We start from the raw sequence: 21,535 nt of genomic DNA, 5'->3' as shown, positions 1-21,535 counted from the left end.
AAGTGTACGAATTAAAAGGCGGCGACGTGGATTCATCTATGTGTGTATTATGTTTGCGATGTGTCGAGATGTGCCCGCAGACAAGTTGTTTAAGTTTAAGAATAGCTAATAGGAGAATCTGTACTTCTCGGAACTGGCTTGAACCAGTCTGAATAATAAACCTAAATAGTAATATTTTTGCTAAACGCAAATGAATTAATTTCATCATAGCAGGTTGTGTAGTCAATTTTTCATAAGGAATTTGGATAGATTACTTTCACCGTAATCTCTAGTGATGCGGATAGTCTTTTGAAGGCTTGATTTATCAGCGAAAAAGCGTTTTGCTGTAACCTTCATGATAAAGGGTAGAATAGACGTGAGTAAAAATCAATTAATTGAGCTAACACCATCTAAACCAGTACTTTCATTGAACATAAGAAACATAAAAGATTTCTTTCCAGGGTTTGCTGAAGGTGACTTTGGCCTAATTTATGGTTCGACATCTGTTGCTGTGTCTCTTCAATTTGTTTAAGCAAAGCCATCCCTTTAAACCGAAAGCTAAGTGGTCAAAAACAGAAGCTGTTGAATTTCATAATTAAGTGCAAGTCGGGTCTAAGCCTTAATGTTGTTTGCGGCCCATTGAAGCCTTGTCTTAGACGCTCCATGGTCTTTCACCGCTTTGACCATGTTGCTCAATGCTTCCATGCAACATTGCTGTGCAGCCCATTAAAGCAAAGTCTTTTTCACGTACCTGTCTTTCGCTGTTTTGATCGGTACGCCCTTTGCTATAATGCAATGCCTTAAAGCGTACTCCCCGACTTGCTAATAATATACTGTGAAGCATAACATATAGACAGTTTTGTACAGAAAGTATTCAATAAAGTGATGAATTTAAGTTTTGATTGCAGTTTTAGAGGCATAAGTGCAGAATACAGCGTCAATGAACTCCTATTGTTCAGCGCTTTAAACTTATATTTTAACATAAAAGCGGCAATTTGACATGAATCTAGCAATTTCTAAAAAAGCGAGTATGCTTTCAATTCCAGTTACTTGGAATTTTTCTATGCGCCTGCAGGCAGGCGTACCTTTGGTGCAAAATGAACCAAAGGTCTTTCAACTCCAGTTGCTTGACAATTTTTCATGCGCCTCAGAAAACTGTATCAAAATAACAGGTGAATCAAGTTGAGTAAACAAAAAAACCAAAGTAAAAACAAAGTTAGCCCTAAGTTAAAAGTTAAATTGAACTTTAAGGGTGTTAGGGCTAATATTGTTCCTATCCTTCAGCTCTTAGCTGCAGGTAGGTACAGTGCCGAGATTGCGCGTATGTTGAAAATGAGCAAGCCCCATGTTGCCTACTACACAAATATACTGGAAAAAGTCGGTTTTATCCACAGAGAAAGAAGAAGCAGTTCGGTCTGCTACATAGTTACTGATGAAGGTAAAAACTTTCTCGACAGGGCTGAGGGCGTGCTTGTCGGCAGCAAGATTTGGCGGTTGCATAACGCTAAATACCGTTATGGCTTGCTCCAAGACGGGGTTTGGCCAAGCGAGTGGCGGAAAGTCGAGTTGATTAATTGGACGGCGCTTCTTGGTTTAGAAGGCGGCGTGAATGTGCAGCACACCCCTTCAAGCGTCATCATTAACGTTGACGCCTTGTATGGCGAAAATCCTTCGATGCTTCAAGATACGGCTAAAACTATTGCTGACAGAACAGCCAAAGCGTTAATGCAGAAATACCATTGTCTACTGCAAGAAGGGCAGCTTTGCAGAAAACCTCATTTTGCGATTGATGACCCAGTTGCCGAGTTTGTCAGCCGGTACTTTGAGATTAGTACGCCAGAAGCTAAGATTGACCGCAGCAAAGGTTTAGGAGAAATCGATTATTTTGGAACTAAAAATGCAGTTGATTATTTGCGTATGCCTGAACAAGTTAATGCAATCGAGGAGAAGGTTGAGTCTTTGAATTTAGAACTAAAAGAAATGCATGCGTCTATAGAGCAAATAATTGAACTTCTAAATAGGCGCTGTGGTGAGAAAGTTACTCAAGAAACAGTTTTTTGAACGGATTGCTTTAGGTTATTTTGAATGAGAAACCAGTACGTTAGCAAGCTTGCCTCTTTTGTTTGAGCGTCAGGTTGCTTTTTGTTTACGAGCGCCCAAAAGTTTTCGTTATGCCTCTTTTCGATGTTGTGCGCGGTTTCGTGGTAGATTATGTAGCTGATGAGGTTTTCTGGGAGGTATTTGAGTTGGGTGTTTATGGTTAGGTTGCTGTTTTGGCTGTGGCTTGCCCATTTAGTGGTCATTTTGCGGTAGTAGATTTTGTTGATTTTTGTGTTGAGGTCTTTTTGGGCAGCTTCAACGTATTTTTGCACGAGTGCCCTGAGTTCTTTGTCTGTTCTGTCTTTGATGAGGGCAGTTCCGTTAGTCTGCTGTACCGCCGTGTTAATCGTTGCTTGTTTGCGCTTGATCCATTTCCCATACTTCTCCAGCACCTGCTCTGGTGTCCAGCCCTTCTTAGGCAGCACAATCAAAAGCGACCCCGTCTTGAACTCGCACCGGGGATGCTTCACATCTCGGTATTCAAAGCTGTACTGGGGGGTTTCAGGCATAGCTCTTCACGCTATCAATAATCTTCTGGTAAAGCGTTTCTAAGTCAGCTAGCGAGAGGTTATTTTGTCTTATGTATTTTCTCAGGTATCTGCGGGTTGTGCTTTCGACTGCTTTTTTGGCGGTTTGTTGGTATTGCCAGCCCTTGAACAGGTACGGTTGCAGCTGGGTGGCGAGTTCTTGGGTGTCTTTGGTTAGGTCGCCGGGGTTGGGGATGGTTTTTTCCATGTCCAGTAATATGGCGTACTGCATGTTTGTGAATTGGAGTTGTTTCTGCCGTGCTTGGCGTGCTTGGATTTGCTGGAAGATTTCGGCGCTGTCGTTGTAGATTTTTTCGAAGTTTTTGGTTTTTTCTTTCCAGAGTTTGAGGAGGCGTTCTACTTTGTCTGCTAAGTCCTCGTAGATTGGGTTGCGTTGTTCGTCGACTTTGACGAAGCGGTTTAGTGTGAAGAGGATGTTGGCGGCTTTTTCTTCTTTGGTTTTGAGTTTCTCTTGGAGGTTTTTGAGGTAGTTTGCGTCGAATTCGATTTGTGGGTATTGTTCGTCTATGCCTTTGACGTCGGTTGATTTGTAGACGTATTTGAGGGTTTTCTGGAAGTACTTGTATGCTAAGGCGTTTTCTTTGGCTAGGTCTTGGCGGGTTTCGTGGAGGTAGAAGTTGTAGATTTGGGTTAGCCATGCGTAGTCTTTGAGTTTTTCCAGTTTAATAGGGTGTGGACCTAGTAGCTCGAAGAGTTTTCTTAGGCGTTTGTAGTTGGCTTGGAATTTTTTGGTGGCTTCTTCGCTGGTGGTTATGGTTTGGAAGGCTTTGTTCATCGTTTCTCGGTCGTATTGGTCTTTGGGTACGTCGGCGAAGAGCTGGGTGGTTTCGTCGAGTTTTTGGGTGAATTCTTTGACGAGGTCGTCGGTGTTGATGAGTATGCCGCTGATGTCTTCTTTGGTGTAGTTTTCGAATGCGCGGGTGAATTCTTTTAGGATGCCGACGTAGTCGATGATTAGGCCTGCTTCTTTGAGGTCTTTGAATGGGCGGTTGGTTCGTGCGATGGCTTGGAGGAGGCGGTGTTCTTTGAGGGGTTTGTCGAGATACATGGTTTGCAGGATGGGTGCGTCGAAGCCTGTGAGGAGCATGTCGGTTACGACGAGGATTTTTGGGTTCTGCTCTTCTTTGAAGCGTGTTATGGTTTCTTTGCGGATGTCTTCTATGTCTTTGCCGTGGTTGCGGCTGATTTCTTCTTTGAGGTAGTCTTGGATTTCTTTGGGGTCTTTGAGGGGGTTGTAGGTCATGACGACTTCTGAGGCTTCTTTTGGCAGTAGCTTGTCGAGTTCCCGTTTATACCGCACGCATGAAAGCCTGTTCACGGCGACGACTATGGCTTTGAATCGGCCATCCAAATTCTCCTTAAAGTGCTCAGCAATGTCTTGGGCTACTTTTTTGATGCGGTCAGGGTTCTCCAGGTACACTTTGGCGATGTTGAGTTTCTGCTTAGCCTTCTCCTCAACCACATCCTGGAGGTTCTCGGGGATTTCCTCAATGTTCACTTCCAAGAAGGCTTCAAGCATGTCCTTTTTGAGGTGCACATCCTCCTCCAGCCGAGGCTGATAAGCGATTTTTAGAGTGAAGCCATCCTCGATGCTGTCTGTCATGAAATATTTGTCGAGGTATTTCTCGTCTGGGGGATAGCTGAATTCGCCATAGGTGTCGTGGCCTTGTTTGGCGACTGGGGTGCCCGTGAAGGCGTATGGTTGGGCGTTTTTGAGGATTTCCTTCATTTGGGCGGCTAGGGTGCCGTATTGGGTGCGGTGGGCTTCGTCTATGAAGAGGATGACGTTTTTGCGGTTTTGGATGGTTTCCCGTGTCTTGCTCAGGGTATCAAGTTCTTTCTGCAGTTCGGCTAGTTCTTCGGGGCGGAACTTGTGGATAAGCGTGATAAATATGCCTCTTTTGCCGCGGTACTCGTCATGCTGAATAATCCGCCGCAGCGCATGGATAGAGTCTACAACTTCGGGTTTGGTTATGTCTAGCGCGTTGAATTCGTCGCTGAGCTGCCCTTCGAGTTCTTCGCGGTCCACCACAAAAAACACCGTCGGATTCGCCAATGTGGGGTGGCGGTAGAGTTTGTTGGCGGCGAAAATCATGGTTAAGGTTTTGCCGCTGCCCTGCCAATGCCAAACCAAGCCTTTGGTTTTGTCGGTTTTGCCCTCAATGTTGCCCAAGACGCGGTTGCTGATTTGTTCGGCGGCGCGGTACTGCATGTATCGGGTGACGACTTTGGTTGTGGCTCCCCGTTCGATGCGGATAAAGAGGTAGTTGCGGATGATGTTTAGGAGGGTTTCTGGCATGAGCATCTGGATTGTGGAGTCTATGGAGTCTTTACCTGCGTCTCGCCATTCGTAGTATCGGGGTTCGCCGTTTTGCTGCCACGGCTGCGTCGTGAAGTATTTGGCTTTGTTATCCGATGCCACGCCCAGTTGAATGTATTTGTAGAGTTCGGGAACATCCCGCTCATAGCCCAGTATCTGCATGAAAGCGTTGTACCATGTTTCGGTTAAGCTGGCGGGGTTCTTGCATTCAATGTTAACCAGCGGGATGCCGTTGACGTAGAGGATTATGTCGTTTCGGATTTGCTTGTCTGCGGCTTGGTGGGTGATTTGGCGGCTGACCACAAAATCGTTAGCTGCAACTTTGTCGTAGTCGAAGAGTTTAACGTATTTGACAACGCGTTCTTTTTCGAATTTGACGGGGACGCCGTCTTTTAGGTAGTTGAGGATTTTCTTTGCATCCTCGCTGCCGCTGCCACGGAGCTTGAGTTCGTTTAGGACCTGCTTAACTTCATCATCGCCAATGCAGATGTCGGCATTTAGGCGTTTGAGGGCGCGGATAAACGCGGCAGTCAGCAACGGCTCCTCAGTGGCTTCCCGCTCCAATTCGTCGGCGGCTACAAATTTCCAACGTTTCCCGCTCCGCTCCACCAACTGCTCAACAAAATAATCCTCAATCAAAGACTTCTCACTAAACAACGGCATACCCTAATCAATCCACCTTAATCCTAACTTTACCAGTAAGAAGCAAATCCATCAAACCCCGCTTAACTCGTTCCAATTTTGCCTTTTCTTGACTTTCTATTGTAAGTTTCTTATCAACTGTGAAAAGAGTATCAGCAATCCTTTGTTGTTCGGGTATGGGGGGTAGTGCAAACTTGAATTTGCTAATAGCTTTCCAAGACGTTCGTGGGTGATTAGTTCCAGAAGTTGTAGCTATTGCATGGTCAAGGAAATCTTTTGAATGGAGAATATATGCAAGAAACTCTTTTGAGACGACCTCTTTGTTTTTCAAAACCAGTAAATCGGTTGAGCAAATTCCGTCGAAATCAACCAAGGCGGCCTTGTCAAGGTAAGGTCGCAGCTTGCCATACAATAGGTCTCCAGAGTAGAACTTGAATTTGGAGCTTCTTAGAGATGCGTCTTTAGAATAATTCCTCACTTTTGCTTCGCCTGAACCGATGTGCTCTAGCCCAACAAACGTGTAAGAGTCTGTTTCCGTCGGTTGAAACATTTCATTTCTTTGTTCGCAAACTTCACCAAGCGTGACAACTTGCCATGTTTTGGGTATGTTTCCTATTGGTGTTTGTTTGGTTTCTGTGTGTCCTATGCCGCGTGTTAGAAGCTGCTGCATCAACCCCCGCTTAAGCCGCTCCGTCTGGGCAATTATGCGGTCAGCAAGCTCGATGGCGCAGTCAACAACACCCAAAACCCCAACAATCGCCCTCTGCTCAGAGATTGGGAAAAGGGGCATGCTGAACTTTTCCAGCCTGTTTTTTGCTAGCTCTAAAAAAGTACTTCCGCAACTCAAGTTTTGGAGTACTTCCTTTTTGCTTGATAGGTAGTAGCTATAGAAGTCTGTGAATATCTGCCCTGTGTCTTTGGGTATTAATCCCTTGCATCCTTGGTTGAAAGCAGCTTCTTCCTCTAAAGTAGCCACATAGCCGACTGGTGCACGGGTTGACAGGATTATGGAGCCTTTTGGCATTAGTGTCAAATTTGATTCTTTTAGTGCTTTTTCTGTGACCTTTCTTTCGCTTCCCCTTATGCGCAGTTTTCCATCCAGCTTGCTCAGGTCAGTTGGTGTTATCCAGTTTACTGTGCCATCTTTCCAGTAAGCCTCTTCTTTTGTTGAAGGGGTAGTTCCTGTTTCAACCGTAAATAGTTCATCGGTGGTTCGAGTTAGCCAGTCGCTTGGGATTTTACCTATAGGTGATTCTTGAAACACTGTTTCTCGATAAAGTTGCACTTTGCTCATTTTAGTAATGCTCCTATTGCTTCTGAAGCATACTTGAAAAAGGAAACAATTCCTTCAACAGTTGCCAGCGGCTTTAGTTTCTCCCATGCCAACCTTATGATACTCTTGTCAGGGGATGGCTTGGACAGTTGGTCTTTGATTGTTTCCATATCTTTAACGTAGTTTAGTTTCTCTTCATCGGTAAGTTCAGAGGATGTTCTCACAACTTCTGAAAGAAATGATAAACTTCTGAACAAGTCCAAATATTGTTTGTTCACAACATAGTTACTATCTCCAACTATAGTTACACCGTTAACGTTGTTGATGTTTATGCCCGAAATCGATTTTTCTACTCTCTGAAACTCGGAAGGACCAGCGAAATAGTTGATTCCCGTGTCGGAAATTTTGTAATATTCCTTGACGCCTTTCCTTGTGAATCCTCTCGGAGTTGTAAACTCATACTCATCCTTTTCAACCTTTATCCAGCCTGCTTCAATCAAAAAGTCAAGTTTACTGACTATTTCCTGCTCTTTGTAACCAAGCTTTTTTAATGCTTGTTTCAATTCGCTTATAGATGCACGATTGTTTTTTAGGCTTCGAGCGCTCTCATGAACATCATAGAGAAATTTTAGAATTGCCTTCATACAAGCGTCTTTTTCTTGACTCATGCTTGCTCACCTCCAACTTCACCTAAAGCTTGGTTTATTTCTAAAATATAGCCTTCCAACTTTTCTGTAACTTGCTGTCTCTGCTTTTCTAGTTCTTTTAGTTCGGCGTATTCTTGGGCTATGTTGATTCCTTCGTTTTCCTCATCCTGCATCACATACAGCGTGACGTTTAGGTTGCTGTCGTTTTGCAGTATCTCTTGCAGCGTGACGATGCGGGAGAAGCCTTTCTCTTCAGTGAAGTGTTTGTAGGCGTCGGCGATTTTTTGGATGTTGCTGTCTGAGAGGCGGTTGAGCTTGCGTACTTCGGGGTGCTGTTCGGCTTCTTTGGAGGCGTTTATGAAGAGCACTTTGCCCTTGCGTTCGGCGGGTTTGTGGTGGTTGAAGATTATGATTGCTCCGGGTGCGCCTGTATTGTAGAAGAGTTTCTCGGGTAGGAGGATGACGCATTCGACGAGGTCGTGCTGGGCGCTGAGGACGGCGGTGCGGATGGTTTTTTCTTTGCCGCCTCGGAAGAGGCAGCCGTTGTCTATGACTATGCCGACTCTGCTGCCGTTGTCTTTGGCGGAGGCGAGCATGTGTTCTATCCATGCCCAGTCTGCGCTTTGGCGGGGGGTGAAACCGAAGCTGAAGCGTTTTTTGTAGAACTCGGCTTTTTTGAGGACTTCTTCGTCGTAGCCGTCTTGGTTCCACGGCGGATTCGCTAAAACTACGTCGAAGGGCTTGATTGTGTCGGCTTCTTTGAATTTGGGGTAGAGGAAAGTATCGCCAAACTCGAGGTGGGCGTCGCGGATGTCGTGAATGTACATGTTCATTTTGGCGAGGGCGATGGTGCGCTGGTTAACTTCCTGCCCAAACAAAAACAGCTTCTGCGTCTCCTCGAAACCGTATTTGGCTTCTACGTGTTTGAAGGCTTCAATTAACATGCCGCCGTTGCCGCAAGCAGGGTCATAAACGCTTTCCATCGGTTTGGGGTCGAGGATTTCGACTAGGAGTTTGATGACTTCTCGGGGAGTGTAGATTTCGCCCTCTTTAGCTTTAGTAGGCGCGAAGTAGCGGAGAATCCACTCGTAAGCATCGCCCAAAACATCGGCGCTGACGTGATTGAGTTTCTTCTCGCTAAACAGCTCGACAAGCTGGCGCAGCGTTTCGGCGTTTTCTCGGCTGCTGGCAAACTGCACAAAATCCACACTATCCACAACATCTTTTAGCTCGGGGTTGCGCTCGGCAATCGCCTTAAGTGCCTTGCTGAATTGTTCGGTTAGGCCGCTGACGTTTCGGCGCAGATTCTCCCAGAGGTATTCTTCGGGGAGGTTGAAGAGGTGGTACTCGTCACGCTTTGCCTCTGCTTTGGCGTCTTCTGGGGTTAGGCCGTCGGCTAGCGCCTCTTTGTAGGCTTCCTCGTACTCGGTTTCCCATTTGTCGCTTATGCGTTTCATGAAGAGCAGAATCAGGATGAACTTGTAGTCCACGCGGGTGCGGATGAGGTCGGCTGCCCGCTTTAGCAAGGCATCGATGTCTCCGCGGCCCAGCTTCTCTGCGATTTTTGCTTCGCGGCTGTGGAGGCGGTAAAGTTTCTGCCGTGCATCCCTCGCATCAGACTCAGCAGACAAAAAGCCTGCTTTGCGCAGCTGCGAGAGGAAAACGGGTACCTGTTCCCAAGCGTCTTTGTTTTTTTCCATTAGGAGTTTGGCTGCATCTTCAAATCTAAACGGTTTGTCGCTAAACGCGTCCCAGAGGAGGCTGTAGCGGCGGTTTATCCATTCTGCCATGTCACTTTTCATTCGGAATCCAACCAAGCAAGCTACGACATCTAAGCATATAAAATTTGCGCTTATTAGATAAGCTAAATCTATTTTACTTATTTAATCACGAAGTCTTTGGCTTTGAACGGCTCATTTACCCCTTTTATTGAGCAAAGACAAGCAAGGCTTATTCTCTAAAATTTAGTTCGCTGGTTCCTCTTGCAGGCACACTCCGCAAAGCACGAAATTTACACGTATCTGTCAAATAGCCTTAATAGCAAGCTGTAACTCTGCTAATTATAGGTGTTAACCTAATTAGCTGTCTCCCGCCGTGGCTGGCTGGGGTGAGCGCCTAACAGCAAGCCCAGTGATGGCGCAAGACAGTCTTGACGCTCTAAAACAATTAAGTGATTTATGAGTATAACCCTGGCTCTTTCAACAAATCCTCAACGAATAAGTGGTCTGGACAACTACTGGCATATTTTTGGGGTAAAAATGTGTACTATTGAGGAGCAATCCTCAACTCGCTTTTTCAAATTGTGTACCTCGTTATCTCATTTAGTTGAATTGGAGAAGCGTTAAAAACATAAGGAGAAATTGTTATGCAAATGCAATCGAACGAAATCAGACTATGCCCTAAATGTGGCTCAATCGATTATTTAGAGGATTATCCCACTCCAGGCATTTCGACCTGTGCTAAATGCGGTCTCATAGGACAATCAAAATACCGCTTTCAGCCATGGAAGAAGAGGAAGTTTACGACTAGAATTGCTCTAATTGTGGCAAAGAGGACGAAGATGGCGATACCCTTTTTGAAAACGACTCAGTAGTTGCGGTTCTAAACAACAACTGGAGTGATATTTCTCAATCAACGTATGACCTGTTTAAGAAGACGTATTGGGAGTACGATGGCCAATTAACTCTCCCAGAATAAATTCTCAATCTAAACCTACCTCTCTTGCAGGTGAAAAAGCATTTGCTACGTTGCCCAGAGTGCACATCGCAGAGACTATACAAGGATGGTGTTCGCCAAACCGATTCGGGCGATGTGCAGAGGTATCTCTGCCGAGACTGCGGTTACCGTTTCTCAGAAAAGGGTGGCTCCAAATCATTTAATATGACTTCTGGTAAAGGTTCTATTTGCCAAATAGGCGCTGAACCATTCGCCCATGGGCAAGTGAAAAATTTGGCAGCAATAGAGCCGCTAAGAGAAGGGCTAGCGGGAGCCACAGTAGCATTAAACGCAGAAATGAAGGGCAAAGTCGTTCAATTCTTCTGCTACATGGAAAAGCAAGGATACGCTGAAACCACTGCTCAAACATACTTTAAAATCCTGCAGATGCTCGCAAAAAACGGTGCAAACCTAAACGACCCGGAAAGCGTTAAAGAAGCCATAGCTAAACAAAACTGCGGAAAAGGCAGAAAATGGAACCTTGTTAAGGCATATACGCTCTTCCTAAAAATGCAAGGGCAAACATGGGAAAAACCAAAGTATTACCCAATCGAAAAAATACCGCCAATCCCAACGGAAAAAGACATCGACGATTTAATCGCAGGCTCAAGCAGGCAAATGGCACTCTTTCTACAAGTCTTAAAAGAAACAGGCGCAAGACGAGGAGAAGCATTCAACCTCAAATGGACCGACATCGACTTAACAACCGGCACAATACGCATAACACCTGAAAAAGGCAGCAACCCCCGAGCATTCGCAATCTCGCCAAAACTCCTAAAAATGCTCGCAGTCCAACCGCATGAACACGAAGGCAGAATCTGGAAATACACCTCAATGAGAAACCTAGACCGCACATTTAGGAAACAAAGAAAACGCACAGCCTTCAGACTACAAAACCCAAAACTACTACAAATCCACTTCCACATCCTCAGACACTGGAAAGCAACCACAGAATACGCAAAAACAAAAGACCTCCTGTACGTCCAAAAAATGCTCGGTCACAGAAACATAAAAACGACACTTCGCTATACTCAATTGCTCGCTCTACCGCAAAACGAAGAATACATCTGCAAAGTCGCCAAAACAGTGGAAGAAGCAACGCAACTCATAGAAGCAGGGTTCCAATACGTTACTGACATAAACGATTCAAAGCTGTTCCGCAAACTAAAAACTTCATATTTAGGTACGTAGTACCGTAGTCCAATCAAATGGGCCTGTCGTCTAGTACGGATTATGACACCGGCCTGCGGAGCCGGAGGTCCTGGGTTCAAATCCCAGCGGGCCCGCCATATTTGACTCGAATTCATCCTGTTCTTCTTCCCCTTTTTTCTTTTCTAGACAACCTACTCCAGACAGGTTAAGTCCTGACTGGGCGCATTCTGAGTTTTTAAGTAGTCAAGTTTTCTACTGTATGGACTGCGTTTCTTGGTGCGGACGCTGCAGCGAGCCCACCATGAAGGGCAAGAAATCAGTCAATCGTATAGCATCAAGTGAAGCCTGCTCGGCGTTCAAATTGAGAGGGCAGACTATCCAGCATAAGGAGGGCTTTGTTGGATCTGGTTCTTAGCAGAGTAAACGCTGTTGATTGGCTGACCGATGAGCGCTGGATTGTTTTTGGCTACAACGGCGGCTTTGGGCAGTATTTGGAGCACTGCTATTTTGCGCCTGGGACTCCTAAAAACGATGAGTTCGAAGTCATGATGGCGCCAGTCCTTGTCAAGGGCATTTCTGGCATCTCTGCTTTCTTTCGCATAAAAGACACTGTTGAAAACCGCGATTCCTTGAGGGCAGCTTTAGCCGATTTCCACGGTAAACGCTTGCTGAGTTTGGCAGAGCTCGACGATGGCATTGAGGCGCTTAGGCAGCGAATTAGGGAAAATGTGGTTCCGAAGCTGAGGTGAAAATGTTTTGGTTGGCGCTGAAGATAGAAGTCAAAATTTTTCGCTTTCAAAGTCAAAAGTCAAATTTGACTTCAATACTGTCCGCTCCCGCGTCATCCCCATACTCAAAGGCATCGAGGTTAAGATGTACCCTGCCAAGATAGGGCGTGCCCGTGGATGGAAGCGCCAGCATGTAGCTTACTATGTTAAAAAGCTGGAAAAGGCTGGTTTAATCCGCAGATTAAAGCGCAGCAACATCATCGATTATGAGTTAACTGAGCGCGGTCAAAATTTTCTCATATCCTGTGAGGGCGTCCTCTTCAGTAGCGGCGTCTTTCGGTTGCATAGGTGCTTTTTCAAGTTTCCGATTTTGCGTGAGGGTGTTTATCCGTTGGGTGATTTTAAGCGGATTGAGATGCAGAACTGGACCGCACTTTTGGGGTTAGAGCAAGGCGTCAAAGTTAGGCATACGACGACATCTTGGATTGTTCATGTAGAAACGCTGTATGGGCGTAGTCCCGGGGAACTAGTGACTTTAGCTAAGAATTCAGCGGATAGAGTAGCTCAAGGCTTAATGGCAAAATATGGTTGCGTTTTGGGACAGGGCGAAATTAACAGGCGACATGAACTTGGTATTGACGACCCAGTAGCTAACCTGTTAAACCGTTACTTTGAGGTGAGTACGCCAAAGCGGTTGATTGATGATAGCCCAGGCGAGGATGAGGGCGAGCTGGATCATCTTGGCCGTGACGCTGCGGTTGAATATTTGTTGATGCCTGAGCGGGTTAAGAAACTGGAGGGTCAGGTGGAAACTGCTCTTAGTGATTTGGAACGGATTTCTGGTAGTCTTGCAAAGTTGGAGAAGATGGGCTGCGACTTAGCCAAGGTTGCGGATGCCTTAGGACGACTTGTTGGAAGTCTAGAAGGCGGCAACCAAGAGGCACCCAAGACAGGTGGAGAGGGAGGAAAAAGCTATGTTTCTTAGCTTCAGTTTTAGGTTTTTAGCTGTTAAAACCTGTTCAAAAGCCCTTTTGAGACATAACCGAGGGCATGGAAAAAGTCCATGCTTTTCAGGAGTTGCTTTTCTACGGTTATTTGGTGTAGCTGTCAGACGGTTAAAAGTGGTTGCTCTGCATGAAGCGGAACTCTTGGAGTGTGCATTTTGATATGGAAGCAAGCAAAGAACCTGTTCAAAACATGGGCATTTCAGGCGAAAAAGCGGTAAAAACGAAGCGTAGCCAAGCCGATAAAGTTGGAAAGCTCAAGTATTTGCTTGCTAAGGACAAGAAACTGGACCGTGACGTAGCTGAGATTAAGCTGTTGCTCAAGGTTATTTTTGCGGGTTTGAAGGATTCACTGCATTTTGAGAAGTCACTTATTGAAGAGGCTGCCTGCTGTGACGAGGTTGACAAGGCTATTCTGCAGTTGTTATTTGAAGCGGGCGCTCCTGGGCTGTTGCCTAAAGACATAGCGGCGAAGCTAACTGACTTCAGGGTTGCTCGTCATCAGGTTACTCGTCGGATTGTTCGGATGAATAAGCGGCTGGCTAAGGAGTTGGATTCGACTGTTGTTGAGCGACGGGGTTGGTGCTGGGCAATGACAAGCTTCGGTGTGGACGCTTACAGAGTATCGGAGAAGGATTTGCTAGCCGAAGGCGTGTCTCTACATAGCGGTTCTGAAGAGGAGAAATAACGTGGCGTTGACTGAGCGAGAAAAGAAGATTTTGCGCTATTGGTCCGAGGGGTTGAATGATTATAGGATTGCAGGCAAGCTTAGGATTGAAGCGCCAACTGTCACTCGTTCGCGGTTAAACGCTTTGAAGAAGATTAAGCAAGCGGAAGCTGATTTGGAGTTTTTTAGGAGTCTTAATTTAAAAATTTCTGTGTAAGCGTGTTTGCGCTAGTAGCGTATTTGCACTCTCAATCCATTAATGGGTAGTTCTCGGATTGTTTTCTTGGTGATTTAGTTATGTCTCAAGAGAGCTCTGGCAGCAAGGATAAACGTGTTCGGGAACATCTATCTTCGCTTTTGCCTTTTACCGTTCTTGAAGCCATGTCAGGTAAGCCCTTGCGTATTCGGGGCGTGGCCATGTGCACAGGTATGAGCCGAAACCTCAATATCTACACTTCCGAGGAGCTGCAGAGCTTTTCAAGCAAACTGGCCAATGCACCCGTGTATATTGAGCATGTCGCTGTGCCTAACGCCGTCGGCAAGGTGACTAAAACTGACTGGGATGGCCACAACCTCTGGTATGAGGCGGAGATTTACGATGGGGAAACCGCCGAGAAAATCCGCAAAGGCCTCGTTCAGCATGTAAGCGTCGGTGCTGATTATGAGGCGGTCGATGTTGTGGATGGCAAAGTTCCCCATGGCCTGCACAACGCTGAGTTAAGCCTAGTAGCCGTTCCAGGCATCCCCGAAACCAATGTTCAAGTTTTAGAAAAGCTCGTAAATACAAAAATCGCAGAGGCACTCCGAAAGGCTGGTGTTCAAGAGGCAGAATGGGACACCGCCTACGTCAACAACCTGCCGGACGATTGTTTTGCCGCTATCGAACCCGGAGGCACCAAAGACGATCAAGGCAAAACCACGCCACGCAGCCTACGGCATTTAGAGTACAAGAACGCAGAAGGCAACCTCGACCAAGCTCACGTCGTTGCTGCCCTGCAGCGGCTCGACCAAACAAAGATTTCGCCTGAACTTAAGGCTCAAGCGCTCAAAAAGTTGTGTTCGGCTGCTGGTGAACTCAAAATCGAAAGCTCCGTATGCAATTTGGACAACACGGCAGAGCAACTGAAAGCCAAGCTTGCTGAAACCGAGACTAAGCTTGCGGGTGCAAACCAGACTGTTGAGCAACTCAAAAAGCTGGTGCCAGGCGTGGACCTGCTAAAAGACCCGCCGACGTTGATGCCTGTTGTTGAGCACCTTTCAAGTCTTGACCGTGTACGGGATAAGTTCCCGTCTAGGGCGGTTGAGCATTCTTGGCATCTGGGGCCACAGAGGATGTGTCAAGAGATGCGTGGAGTGCTTGACAAGGAGAGCTCTATTGCTAAGGAGAGGTTGAAGAAACCATGATTTTGCTCACTTTTGTGGGGAAGAGTACCAAAGGACGAACTTTGGGAAATTCAAAGTTTAGAACTGAATTGATTTTGAATGGTCGATAAAACAGACAATGCTTCGATAGCTGCAGGAGAAACCGACGACCCAACAGTCCAAATCGAATCTTTTGAAGCCGCAGTCGGCATCACCAAAGGTTCACCCGTCTATTTGAGCGCTGACGACAAGGTTTCGCCAAGCCCAGGCGGAGATGACGCCATAGGCATCGCAACCAAAACCGTTCTTGCCACAGAAATGTGCCCAGTCCTCAGAAAAGGCAAAGTCAAAGTCGTAGCAAACGGAGCCATCGCACGAGGTAAAGCTGTATGCAGTGCTGCAGGCGGCAAAGTCTCTCAGCTCGTGGACCAGCCAGTAGACGAAGGCGGCGCTGCAACCTACACCATATTCTACAACCGCAAACTTGGCACAGCCCTTGAATCCGCAGTCAACGATGGCGACCTGATTTTCATAACTGTTGGAAAGTGACCCGAAATGAAGCCAAGACTCTATGAAAACTTGATGGCTAAGCCAAACGACCAACGGGAACTCTACGAGAAGCTAAAGCAGAAAGCCGACCACCCATTCCTCAAACGGTACGTGCAGATGGGCGTCAAAGAAGGCTTCTTCAGCGATGCTGCAGGCGCCTTGGGCAGAATGCACGACACCATGGTGGACGCCGCATGGCCAGAGCTGATCGGTAGAAACATCATAACCGTCATGCCGACAACCGAGGCAATGGAACGGTTCCCACTTGATGAAGGGGCAGTCGGTTATCGCTATGCTGAAGGCGCAGTCACAAGACTAAGCGCAAAGAAACCCTCAACCGTGGACATCTACACAAACCAGCTAGCCGAATCCTCAGACGAATGGACCCGCGAATACCTGGAAGACGCCACATGGAACGTCATGAGCAAAGCAGTCGACAACATAGGCAGAGCACTGGGACAAAAAGAAACCGAAGCCATACTTGCTCTGTACGCCGCGGTTCTGGCTGCTGATTTGGCAACAGGCGCAGAGTTAGCTGGTGGCGGAGCCGTGGCAAGTTGGGCGTCTCTTTTGAGTTTGCATGAAGCCGTCCGAAGAGAAAAATGGCATCCTAACGTGCTGGCGATTAACGAGATGCAACTGCACCAACTGCTCAATGATGACAAGTTTGTGAAATCCGTCTATTTGCCAAGTAATGAGACCGACATCGCTCAAGGCACTATCGGTAGCGTGCTAGGCATGACTGTACAGTCAAGCACTCTGGTTCCCAACGGAACAATGTATGCAATCGATATCCGCGTGGCTTCAGTTATGCTTCTTCGCCGAGATGTAACCGTGGAAGACTGGGAAGACGTCAAAACTGGCAAGTACGGTGTACGTGGAACTACACGGTTTGGCGCTGGCATTCTCCGCTCCAAAGCTATCGCACGCATGACCAACGTTAAGCAAACCATGACCTAAACGCCATGGCAAACAATACGCTATTTTCCCTCTTTTTTTGGGCTAAACAAAAACTTCAGGGTTAAAACGTCATGAGCAAAGTCATCAAGAAAATCAAGGAAGTACTTTCCTATGCGCCAGCTTCAGGAGTTGCGTCTCCAAACGGCAGAGTCTTCTTTGACACGTCATGCATTCCGCTCGCCGATGTGATGAAGCTCTATGACCGAGACCCAACCTGCAAAAGCAGCGTGGATCTACTGGCCGCTTCGACTGTTGGCATGGGGTTCTACACTACGGCAGATGAAAAATACGAGAAAGCCGCCGAAGCCAAAGCAGCCGTGGACAAATTCTGTGAAGACATCAACCTCGATGGCTTGCTTAACGAAATGGCAAAGCCTTTGATTGGCTGCGGTAACGATTTTTGGCTCAAACTCACTCCTGAACGGCTAACCGATTCACTCCGCATGCCCATCGACGCAGTCCAACGTATTGGCTTAAGCACTGTTCCCAATCTAAAAATTCCTTACAAAGTTACGGGTTACCAGCTGTCAGGCACTTATGGCGGCAATGCTGGAAACGAACTCAAACCCCAGGCGGTTATCCATTGGCATCTTAACAGTGACGTGCCATCTGGTTTTGGCGTCGGCTTGCTCCAAGTTCTCCTGCACACCTTAACAGTTGACACCGACAAGCGCCCATCCTACGCTTGGATGAAAGCTAAGATAGAGAAGATTTTGCCCAGCATATTCACCAAGTACGCTGGACCGGACGTTGTCGTGCAACTCGAAGGGCAGAAAGAGGACACCATCAAAAAGTACGAAAGCGCAATCAAAAACCGCCCAGAAGAGGGGCAGTGGCTTTTCAGCGGCGCCAAAAACGTCGGCGTTTTTCCAGTAACGATTGACCCGCGGGCACGCTTCGAGTATTACATCGACCACATGGTCAACCAATTCTACCTGGGTTGTGAAACGCCTTTGCCACGGCTGTTTAGCACTCCAGGCTTCACTGAAGCTAGCGCAAGGGCAGCCTTAGACCTGCAGGACATGCTCATAAAACCTGTCCAGCGCTACATCAAGCGCCAAGTAGAGAAAGAAATCTTCGCTATCACCGTAGCTCAGGCAGGATTAGACGCTGCTAAAGCGAAGGTTAGGTTGAATTTTGGCAGTCCCGAAACGCCTGAACTGGTTCCAGCCGACCTGATCAAGGCTGCTGAGCTTGGACTGGTTAGGGCTGAAGAGTTCCGAAAGAACGCGGTCAAATTTGGTTGGGAACTCTGGGACGCCCAACCCACAAGCACACCAGAGCAGACGGGTGTTCAAGGTAAGGAGGTAAAACAGAAATGAAGTTGTCAGACAAGCAGCAGGCGCTTTTGATGTTTGCCGCTTTCGTTCTGCCACCGGTGGCTACTTGGATGGGGCTTGGCTTTCCAGTTGGAAACGTCGAGCTAGGCATTCTTGGCAGCTCCATGGTTGGCGGAATAATTGCAGGCATCAAAGAACTGCTCGGCGGCAAACCGCAAGAAAGCGCAGGAGCTGCATAAAGGATGGGTAGCGTATCAGCGGAAGACGTCAGAGATGCCCTTAACCTGAAGGATTCGGATATTTCTGACGTTAAAGTTCTAAAGATGATTAAGCGTGCAGAGGTCACTTTAGAGCTGGAACTCTCCGCTGATATCGACTACCAAAACTGCACTGACTCCCAAAAAGAAGCCATAACGCTCTTGGCAGCCATTTACGCTGTCTGCTATTTGACGGGCGGCTCAGCAATCGGATTAAATTTCAGTGTCGGCGACCTAAGCAGTTCCAATTCTTCACTGCCCAGCTTAACCGTTCTGCAAAATGAATTCGAGCGGATTCTTGCCAGCCTCAAAGAGCCTTACGTGGGGAGCGCTTAGCCATGGGAACTGTACCTGAAGCCTACTACCAATTCGTCATGGACTATGCGCCCTATGTCTACATTATTCCACCCAGCACGCCAGACCCCGTTTTTGGTAAAGGTGTTTTAGCGGCTAGCTTTGCCATCGACTTCCTACGTGAAGCCTACTCTGCCCCACAGTTTGAGGACAGAAAAGCCGACATCTACACCAAAATCGTGAGCTTAGCCGATTGGGTTCTCACTCAGCAGTGCCTCGACCCCGCGCGTAAGGCATATGGAGGGTTTCAAAGCGCAGAAGTCAGCACCTACTACTACAGCGTAGACGCCTGCCGAACGATACCTTCGCTGCTAAGAGCCTATGAACTCACGGGTCATTCTCAATATTTGGATGCTGCTAAGCTGGCGGGTGGAACTTTCCTTAAAACCATGCAGGACCAGCAGGCCTACGGCGGCTTTGCAAGAGCCGTCACGATTGGTGATGCATGGCTTCTGCAACTGGACGTTGAATGCCTCTATGGCTTGATCGGCCTAAAGGTGTTAGCTGAAAAACACGATGTCGCTAACGCTTCAGTCTACCAGGGCATTATGAGCAAAGCAATAGGCTTTCTGCGAGAGGGTTTTGAGAACCTTTGGCTTGATTTTGACCCTGCAGATGGCAAATGGCACAGAGTCGGCTTAACTGAAAATGAGGTCTACGATGACCCGTTTGCCTATGCCTTGATTGGCTTGTACGAGGTTGAGGGTTGGAGTGTCAGTTGCCAAAAAGTCTACAACAGCCTAAACAACATTCGAGCTAGCGCCAAGTATCCAGCCTATGACCCTGCAGTCTGCTGGGCAGGCTACATAGACGTCCTCGGTCGATTCTCAGCTTGCGACTACTACGACGCCGTCACAAGCGGGATCCTTTGGAAAATCCGCCAAAACCACGACAAGCCAAGCCTAAAACTCAGCGTAGACATCATCGGCAAGCATGCAGACGAATTCATGTTCTGGGGCGCCAAGCATGCGAACCACAGCTATGTCGAAAACAAACAGGCAATGGTCACGGTTTGCTGGCTAGCCGAACTTTTCCTACACTACGAGGAGCCAGTAACCCAGTTCACCAAGATTCTGAAGAGCAAAGGCGAAACAGTCACACTCTATCCTGTTCGAGAAGCCGCTACAACAGTGACTTATGGCGAACCTTTGGATTTACTAACCGCTGTTTCATCACTCAAAGCTGAGCAAGTAATGTTAGAAGCGGGCTACTACCTAAACGACTACTTGGCTTTCTATACTTTCCTTCCTGTCCGAGTGCACGACAAAATTAGGCGCCAAGGCGAAGACTACGAAATCCAGACAGTAACGCCCTTCACATTTGCCAATCAGCGGTTCTACTTCAAAAGTATAGCCAGGAGGCTAATAGCAAGTTGAGCGAAGCAGAGAACCCTGTCATAACAGTTCTGCGTCTCATCGAATCGCGAATTAGAGTGGTCAAAGATGATGGCGGATTAGCCCAAGTCTTATGCTCTCAAGCAAACTATGACCGGGAACTCCTCAAAGATTACGACGCCCAAATCACCATCTCCAAAACCTCTGAACCCTGCCAACAGCTAAAACACACCTTAGACGGCAAACTAAGAAGACGCAGCTACTCCCTCAGAGCAACTATAGTAACCGTTGATAAGCCATCTGCAAACGCAGACGTTGGCAGGGTAATGCGAGATAAAGCGCTTGAGCAGCTGCTGTTGATTATTCCCGAAAACCGCAACCTGCCCTACAGGACATTCTACAACTTCTACCCAATTGACTCCACGTCTACAACTCACAAGGTCTATAACGCAATATCCACAACCGAGCCTGAGCCGTCTAGCCTTGCATGGACAGAACTGTCAAATCCTGAGTACGCGAACCTTTGGGGAAGCGACGACCTCAGGACCACTAAAAGCACGACTGGCAACGGTGAGTTTGCGTTTATGCTTTTCCGCTTCAAAATCGGCTCCAAAGCTGGAGAGAGCCGAAATGAACCCAGAAAACAGTGTTTAAAGCGAGTAATTTTGGCATTTGAAGGTTTTGGGCTTGCAGCACAGGGAAACGGTATAACCCTAAAAATATGGGATAACATCGCAGGCGCTTGGAGCAATCCACAAACTGGCGTTTCAGGAACAGACGAAACCCTGACTGTAACTCTAACATCAAACCTCACGAACTACGTCAACGACGACGGCTTCCTCTACATGATGGCACGGACCACTAACCCGTCAGATGGGGTTTCGCCTGCCGTTTTGTACTGCGATTTCGTCCAAGCAACCGTTGATGTGCGGGGCATAACGTTTTGCGACGTGCACAGTTACCGAGATGTCGATGTAACCGACGTTAAGCCGTTCCTCTACAAAGAAGAAATTGTCATCGTGGCTTGGCTCTTCGAGTCAGTAGCCATTTCATAGTCACAGGTGAAAAACATGGTTGACACCTATCACAGCGACCAAGAAAAGTTCTACTACGCCACCGAAGGCACTTTTGGCGTAGTTCCAGCAAATCCAGCGATGCTGGGGCACTCTTGCAGCAGCTTAGAGCCAGACATAAACCCAAACAACATCAAAGTACCAGGCACAGGCTCAGTTGATGTTGTTGCTCTCAAACGTGGACTAAGGCAACCGCTTCTCAAAGTCAAGTATCCCATTCCATCGGATGCCCCCATAAACCTGCTGCAGTACGTCAAGCAAGAACTAAACAACAGCCTATCCCTGCAAGTGCTCTACTACAAGGACCAATTCGCCTCTGCCACAGACATCATAAGCCTACTCTACAAGGGCGCAAGATTCGACAAAGCCACCTTAACATGCGACATAGACGGCATTTTGGAGTGCGAAGCAGAGTTCCCAGCCCAAGACGTCGAGGTGGGCACGGCCAAGATTACAGGGGCAACATACACTGACTATGCTGGCGCTGTTTTAGGCAGCGAGAGTTATGTCAAAATCGGCGGCGTGAACTGCGAGCGGGTTACCTCTTGGAAACTTCAGATTGACAATTCCTGCAAGCCTGTACCGGTCATT

21 protein-coding genes and 1 tRNA gene are annotated in these 21,535 nt (G+C 47.3%); 17 read left to right on the top strand and 5 right to left on the bottom strand.

Going from position 1 to position 21,535, the window contains the following annotated elements; translation table 11 throughout:
* The first annotated feature begins 1,161 nt into the window (after positions 1-1,161).
* Complete coding sequence (locus NWE95_00870; GenBank protein ID MCW4002453.1) at positions 1,162-2,040, top strand: helix-turn-helix domain-containing protein; 879 nt, start codon at positions 1,162-1,164, stop codon at positions 2,038-2,040.
* On the opposite strand, the gene NWE95_00865 is transcribed toward NWE95_00870, so the two are convergent.
* From NWE95_00865 to NWE95_00845, 5 genes are read right to left on the bottom strand one after another with little or no spacing between them, the layout of a single operon-like run.
* A complete protein-coding gene (locus NWE95_00865) occupies positions 2,022-2,588 on the bottom strand; it encodes a DUF45 domain-containing protein (GenBank protein MCW4002452.1) in 567 nt (188 codons plus the stop codon). The genes NWE95_00870 and NWE95_00865 overlap by 19 nt on opposite strands.
* Positions 2,581-5,610 (bottom strand): HsdR family type I site-specific deoxyribonuclease, encoded by a 3,030-nt coding sequence (locus tag NWE95_00860; protein MCW4002451.1) that lies wholly within the window; start codon positions 5,608-5,610, stop codon positions 2,581-2,583. Before NWE95_00860 ends, NWE95_00865 begins: the two co-directional genes overlap by 8 nt.
* 7 nt (positions 5,611-5,617) lie before the next feature.
* Positions 5,618-6,883: a restriction endonuclease subunit S gene (locus NWE95_00855; protein ID MCW4002450.1), complete on the bottom strand. Its 1,266-nt coding sequence runs from the start codon at positions 6,881-6,883 to the stop codon at positions 5,618-5,620.
* On the bottom strand, positions 6,880-7,530 hold the full coding sequence (locus tag NWE95_00850) for a hypothetical protein (protein MCW4002449.1): 651 nt from the start codon (positions 7,528-7,530) through the stop codon (positions 6,880-6,882). The genes NWE95_00855 and NWE95_00850 overlap by 4 nt, the downstream gene beginning before the upstream one ends.
* Complete coding sequence (locus NWE95_00845) at positions 7,527-9,311, bottom strand: type I restriction-modification system subunit M (GenBank protein MCW4002448.1); 1,785 nt, start codon at positions 9,309-9,311, stop codon at positions 7,527-7,529. The genes NWE95_00850 and NWE95_00845 overlap by 4 nt, the downstream gene beginning before the upstream one ends.
* Positions 9,312-9,874: 563 nt before the next feature.
* Here NWE95_00845 and NWE95_00840 point away from each other — a divergent pair.
* The 16 genes from NWE95_00840 to NWE95_00765 form a co-directional block, all read left to right on the top strand.
* Entirely contained in the window at positions 9,875-10,102 is a 228-nt protein-coding gene (locus tag NWE95_00840; GenBank protein MCW4002447.1) for a TFIIB-type zinc ribbon-containing protein, read from the top strand.
* Between the two features lie 146 nt (positions 10,103-10,248).
* A complete protein-coding gene (locus NWE95_00835; protein ID MCW4002446.1) occupies positions 10,249-11,415 on the top strand; it encodes a tyrosine-type recombinase/integrase in 1,167 nt (388 codons plus the stop codon).
* A 19-nt stretch (positions 11,416-11,434) separates the two neighbouring features.
* Positions 11,435-11,513, top strand: a tRNA-Arg gene (locus NWE95_00830).
* 261 nt (positions 11,514-11,774) lie between these two features.
* Positions 11,775-12,125 carry a hypothetical protein gene (locus tag NWE95_00825; GenBank protein ID MCW4002445.1) on the top strand — a complete coding sequence of 117 codons (351 nt, stop codon included), beginning with the start codon at positions 11,775-11,777 and terminating at the stop codon, positions 12,123-12,125.
* A gap of 7 nt (positions 12,126-12,132) precedes the next feature.
* Positions 12,133-13,089, top strand: a complete 957-nt coding sequence (locus tag NWE95_00820) for a hypothetical protein (protein ID MCW4002444.1) — start codon at positions 12,133-12,135, stop codon at positions 13,087-13,089.
* A gap of 149 nt (positions 13,090-13,238) precedes the next feature.
* A complete protein-coding gene (locus tag NWE95_00815; GenBank protein MCW4002443.1) occupies positions 13,239-13,796 on the top strand; it encodes a hypothetical protein in 558 nt (185 codons plus the stop codon).
* A gap of 1 nt (position 13,797) precedes the next feature.
* A complete protein-coding gene (locus NWE95_00810; GenBank protein MCW4002442.1) occupies positions 13,798-13,992 on the top strand; it encodes a LuxR C-terminal-related transcriptional regulator in 195 nt (64 codons plus the stop codon).
* A gap of 80 nt (positions 13,993-14,072) precedes the next feature.
* Positions 14,073-15,179, top strand: a complete 1,107-nt coding sequence (locus tag NWE95_00805; protein MCW4002441.1) for a hypothetical protein — start codon at positions 14,073-14,075, stop codon at positions 15,177-15,179.
* Between the two features lie 78 nt (positions 15,180-15,257).
* The gene (locus NWE95_00800) at positions 15,258-15,686 is read left to right on the top strand and encodes a DUF2190 family protein (GenBank protein ID MCW4002440.1); all 429 of its coding nucleotides are present in this window, start codon (positions 15,258-15,260) and stop codon (positions 15,684-15,686) included.
* Between the two features lie 6 nt (positions 15,687-15,692).
* The gene (locus tag NWE95_00795) at positions 15,693-16,646 is read left to right on the top strand and encodes a phage major capsid protein (protein ID MCW4002439.1); all 954 of its coding nucleotides are present in this window, start codon (positions 15,693-15,695) and stop codon (positions 16,644-16,646) included.
* 71 nt (positions 16,647-16,717) lie between these two features.
* Entirely contained in the window at positions 16,718-17,968 is a 1,251-nt protein-coding gene (locus tag NWE95_00790; protein MCW4002438.1) for a hypothetical protein, read from the top strand.
* On the top strand, positions 17,965-18,165 hold the full coding sequence (locus NWE95_00785) for a hypothetical protein (protein MCW4002437.1): 201 nt from the start codon (positions 17,965-17,967) through the stop codon (positions 18,163-18,165). The genes NWE95_00790 and NWE95_00785 overlap by 4 nt, the downstream gene beginning before the upstream one ends.
* Before the next feature lie 3 nt (positions 18,166-18,168).
* The gene (locus NWE95_00780) at positions 18,169-18,519 is read left to right on the top strand and encodes a hypothetical protein (GenBank protein ID MCW4002436.1); all 351 of its coding nucleotides are present in this window, start codon (positions 18,169-18,171) and stop codon (positions 18,517-18,519) included.
* A 2-nt stretch (positions 18,520-18,521) separates the two neighbouring features.
* Positions 18,522-19,913: a hypothetical protein gene (locus NWE95_00775; protein ID MCW4002435.1), complete on the top strand. Its 1,392-nt coding sequence runs from the start codon at positions 18,522-18,524 to the stop codon at positions 19,911-19,913.
* Entirely contained in the window at positions 19,910-20,926 is a 1,017-nt protein-coding gene (locus NWE95_00770) for a hypothetical protein (GenBank protein MCW4002434.1), read from the top strand. Before NWE95_00775 ends, NWE95_00770 begins: the two co-directional genes overlap by 4 nt.
* 15 nt (positions 20,927-20,941) lie before the next feature.
* A partial coding sequence (locus NWE95_00765) for a hypothetical protein (GenBank protein ID MCW4002433.1) occupies positions 20,942-21,535 on the top strand: 594 nt, incomplete at its 3' end.

Source organism: Candidatus Bathyarchaeota archaeon (assembly GCA_026014725.1).
Lineage (GTDB): Archaea > Thermoproteota > Bathyarchaeia > Bathyarchaeales > Bathycorpusculaceae > Bathycorpusculum.
The sequence above is the reverse complement of the archived record's forward strand: the minus strand, read 5'-3'. Positions and strand labels throughout refer to the sequence as shown.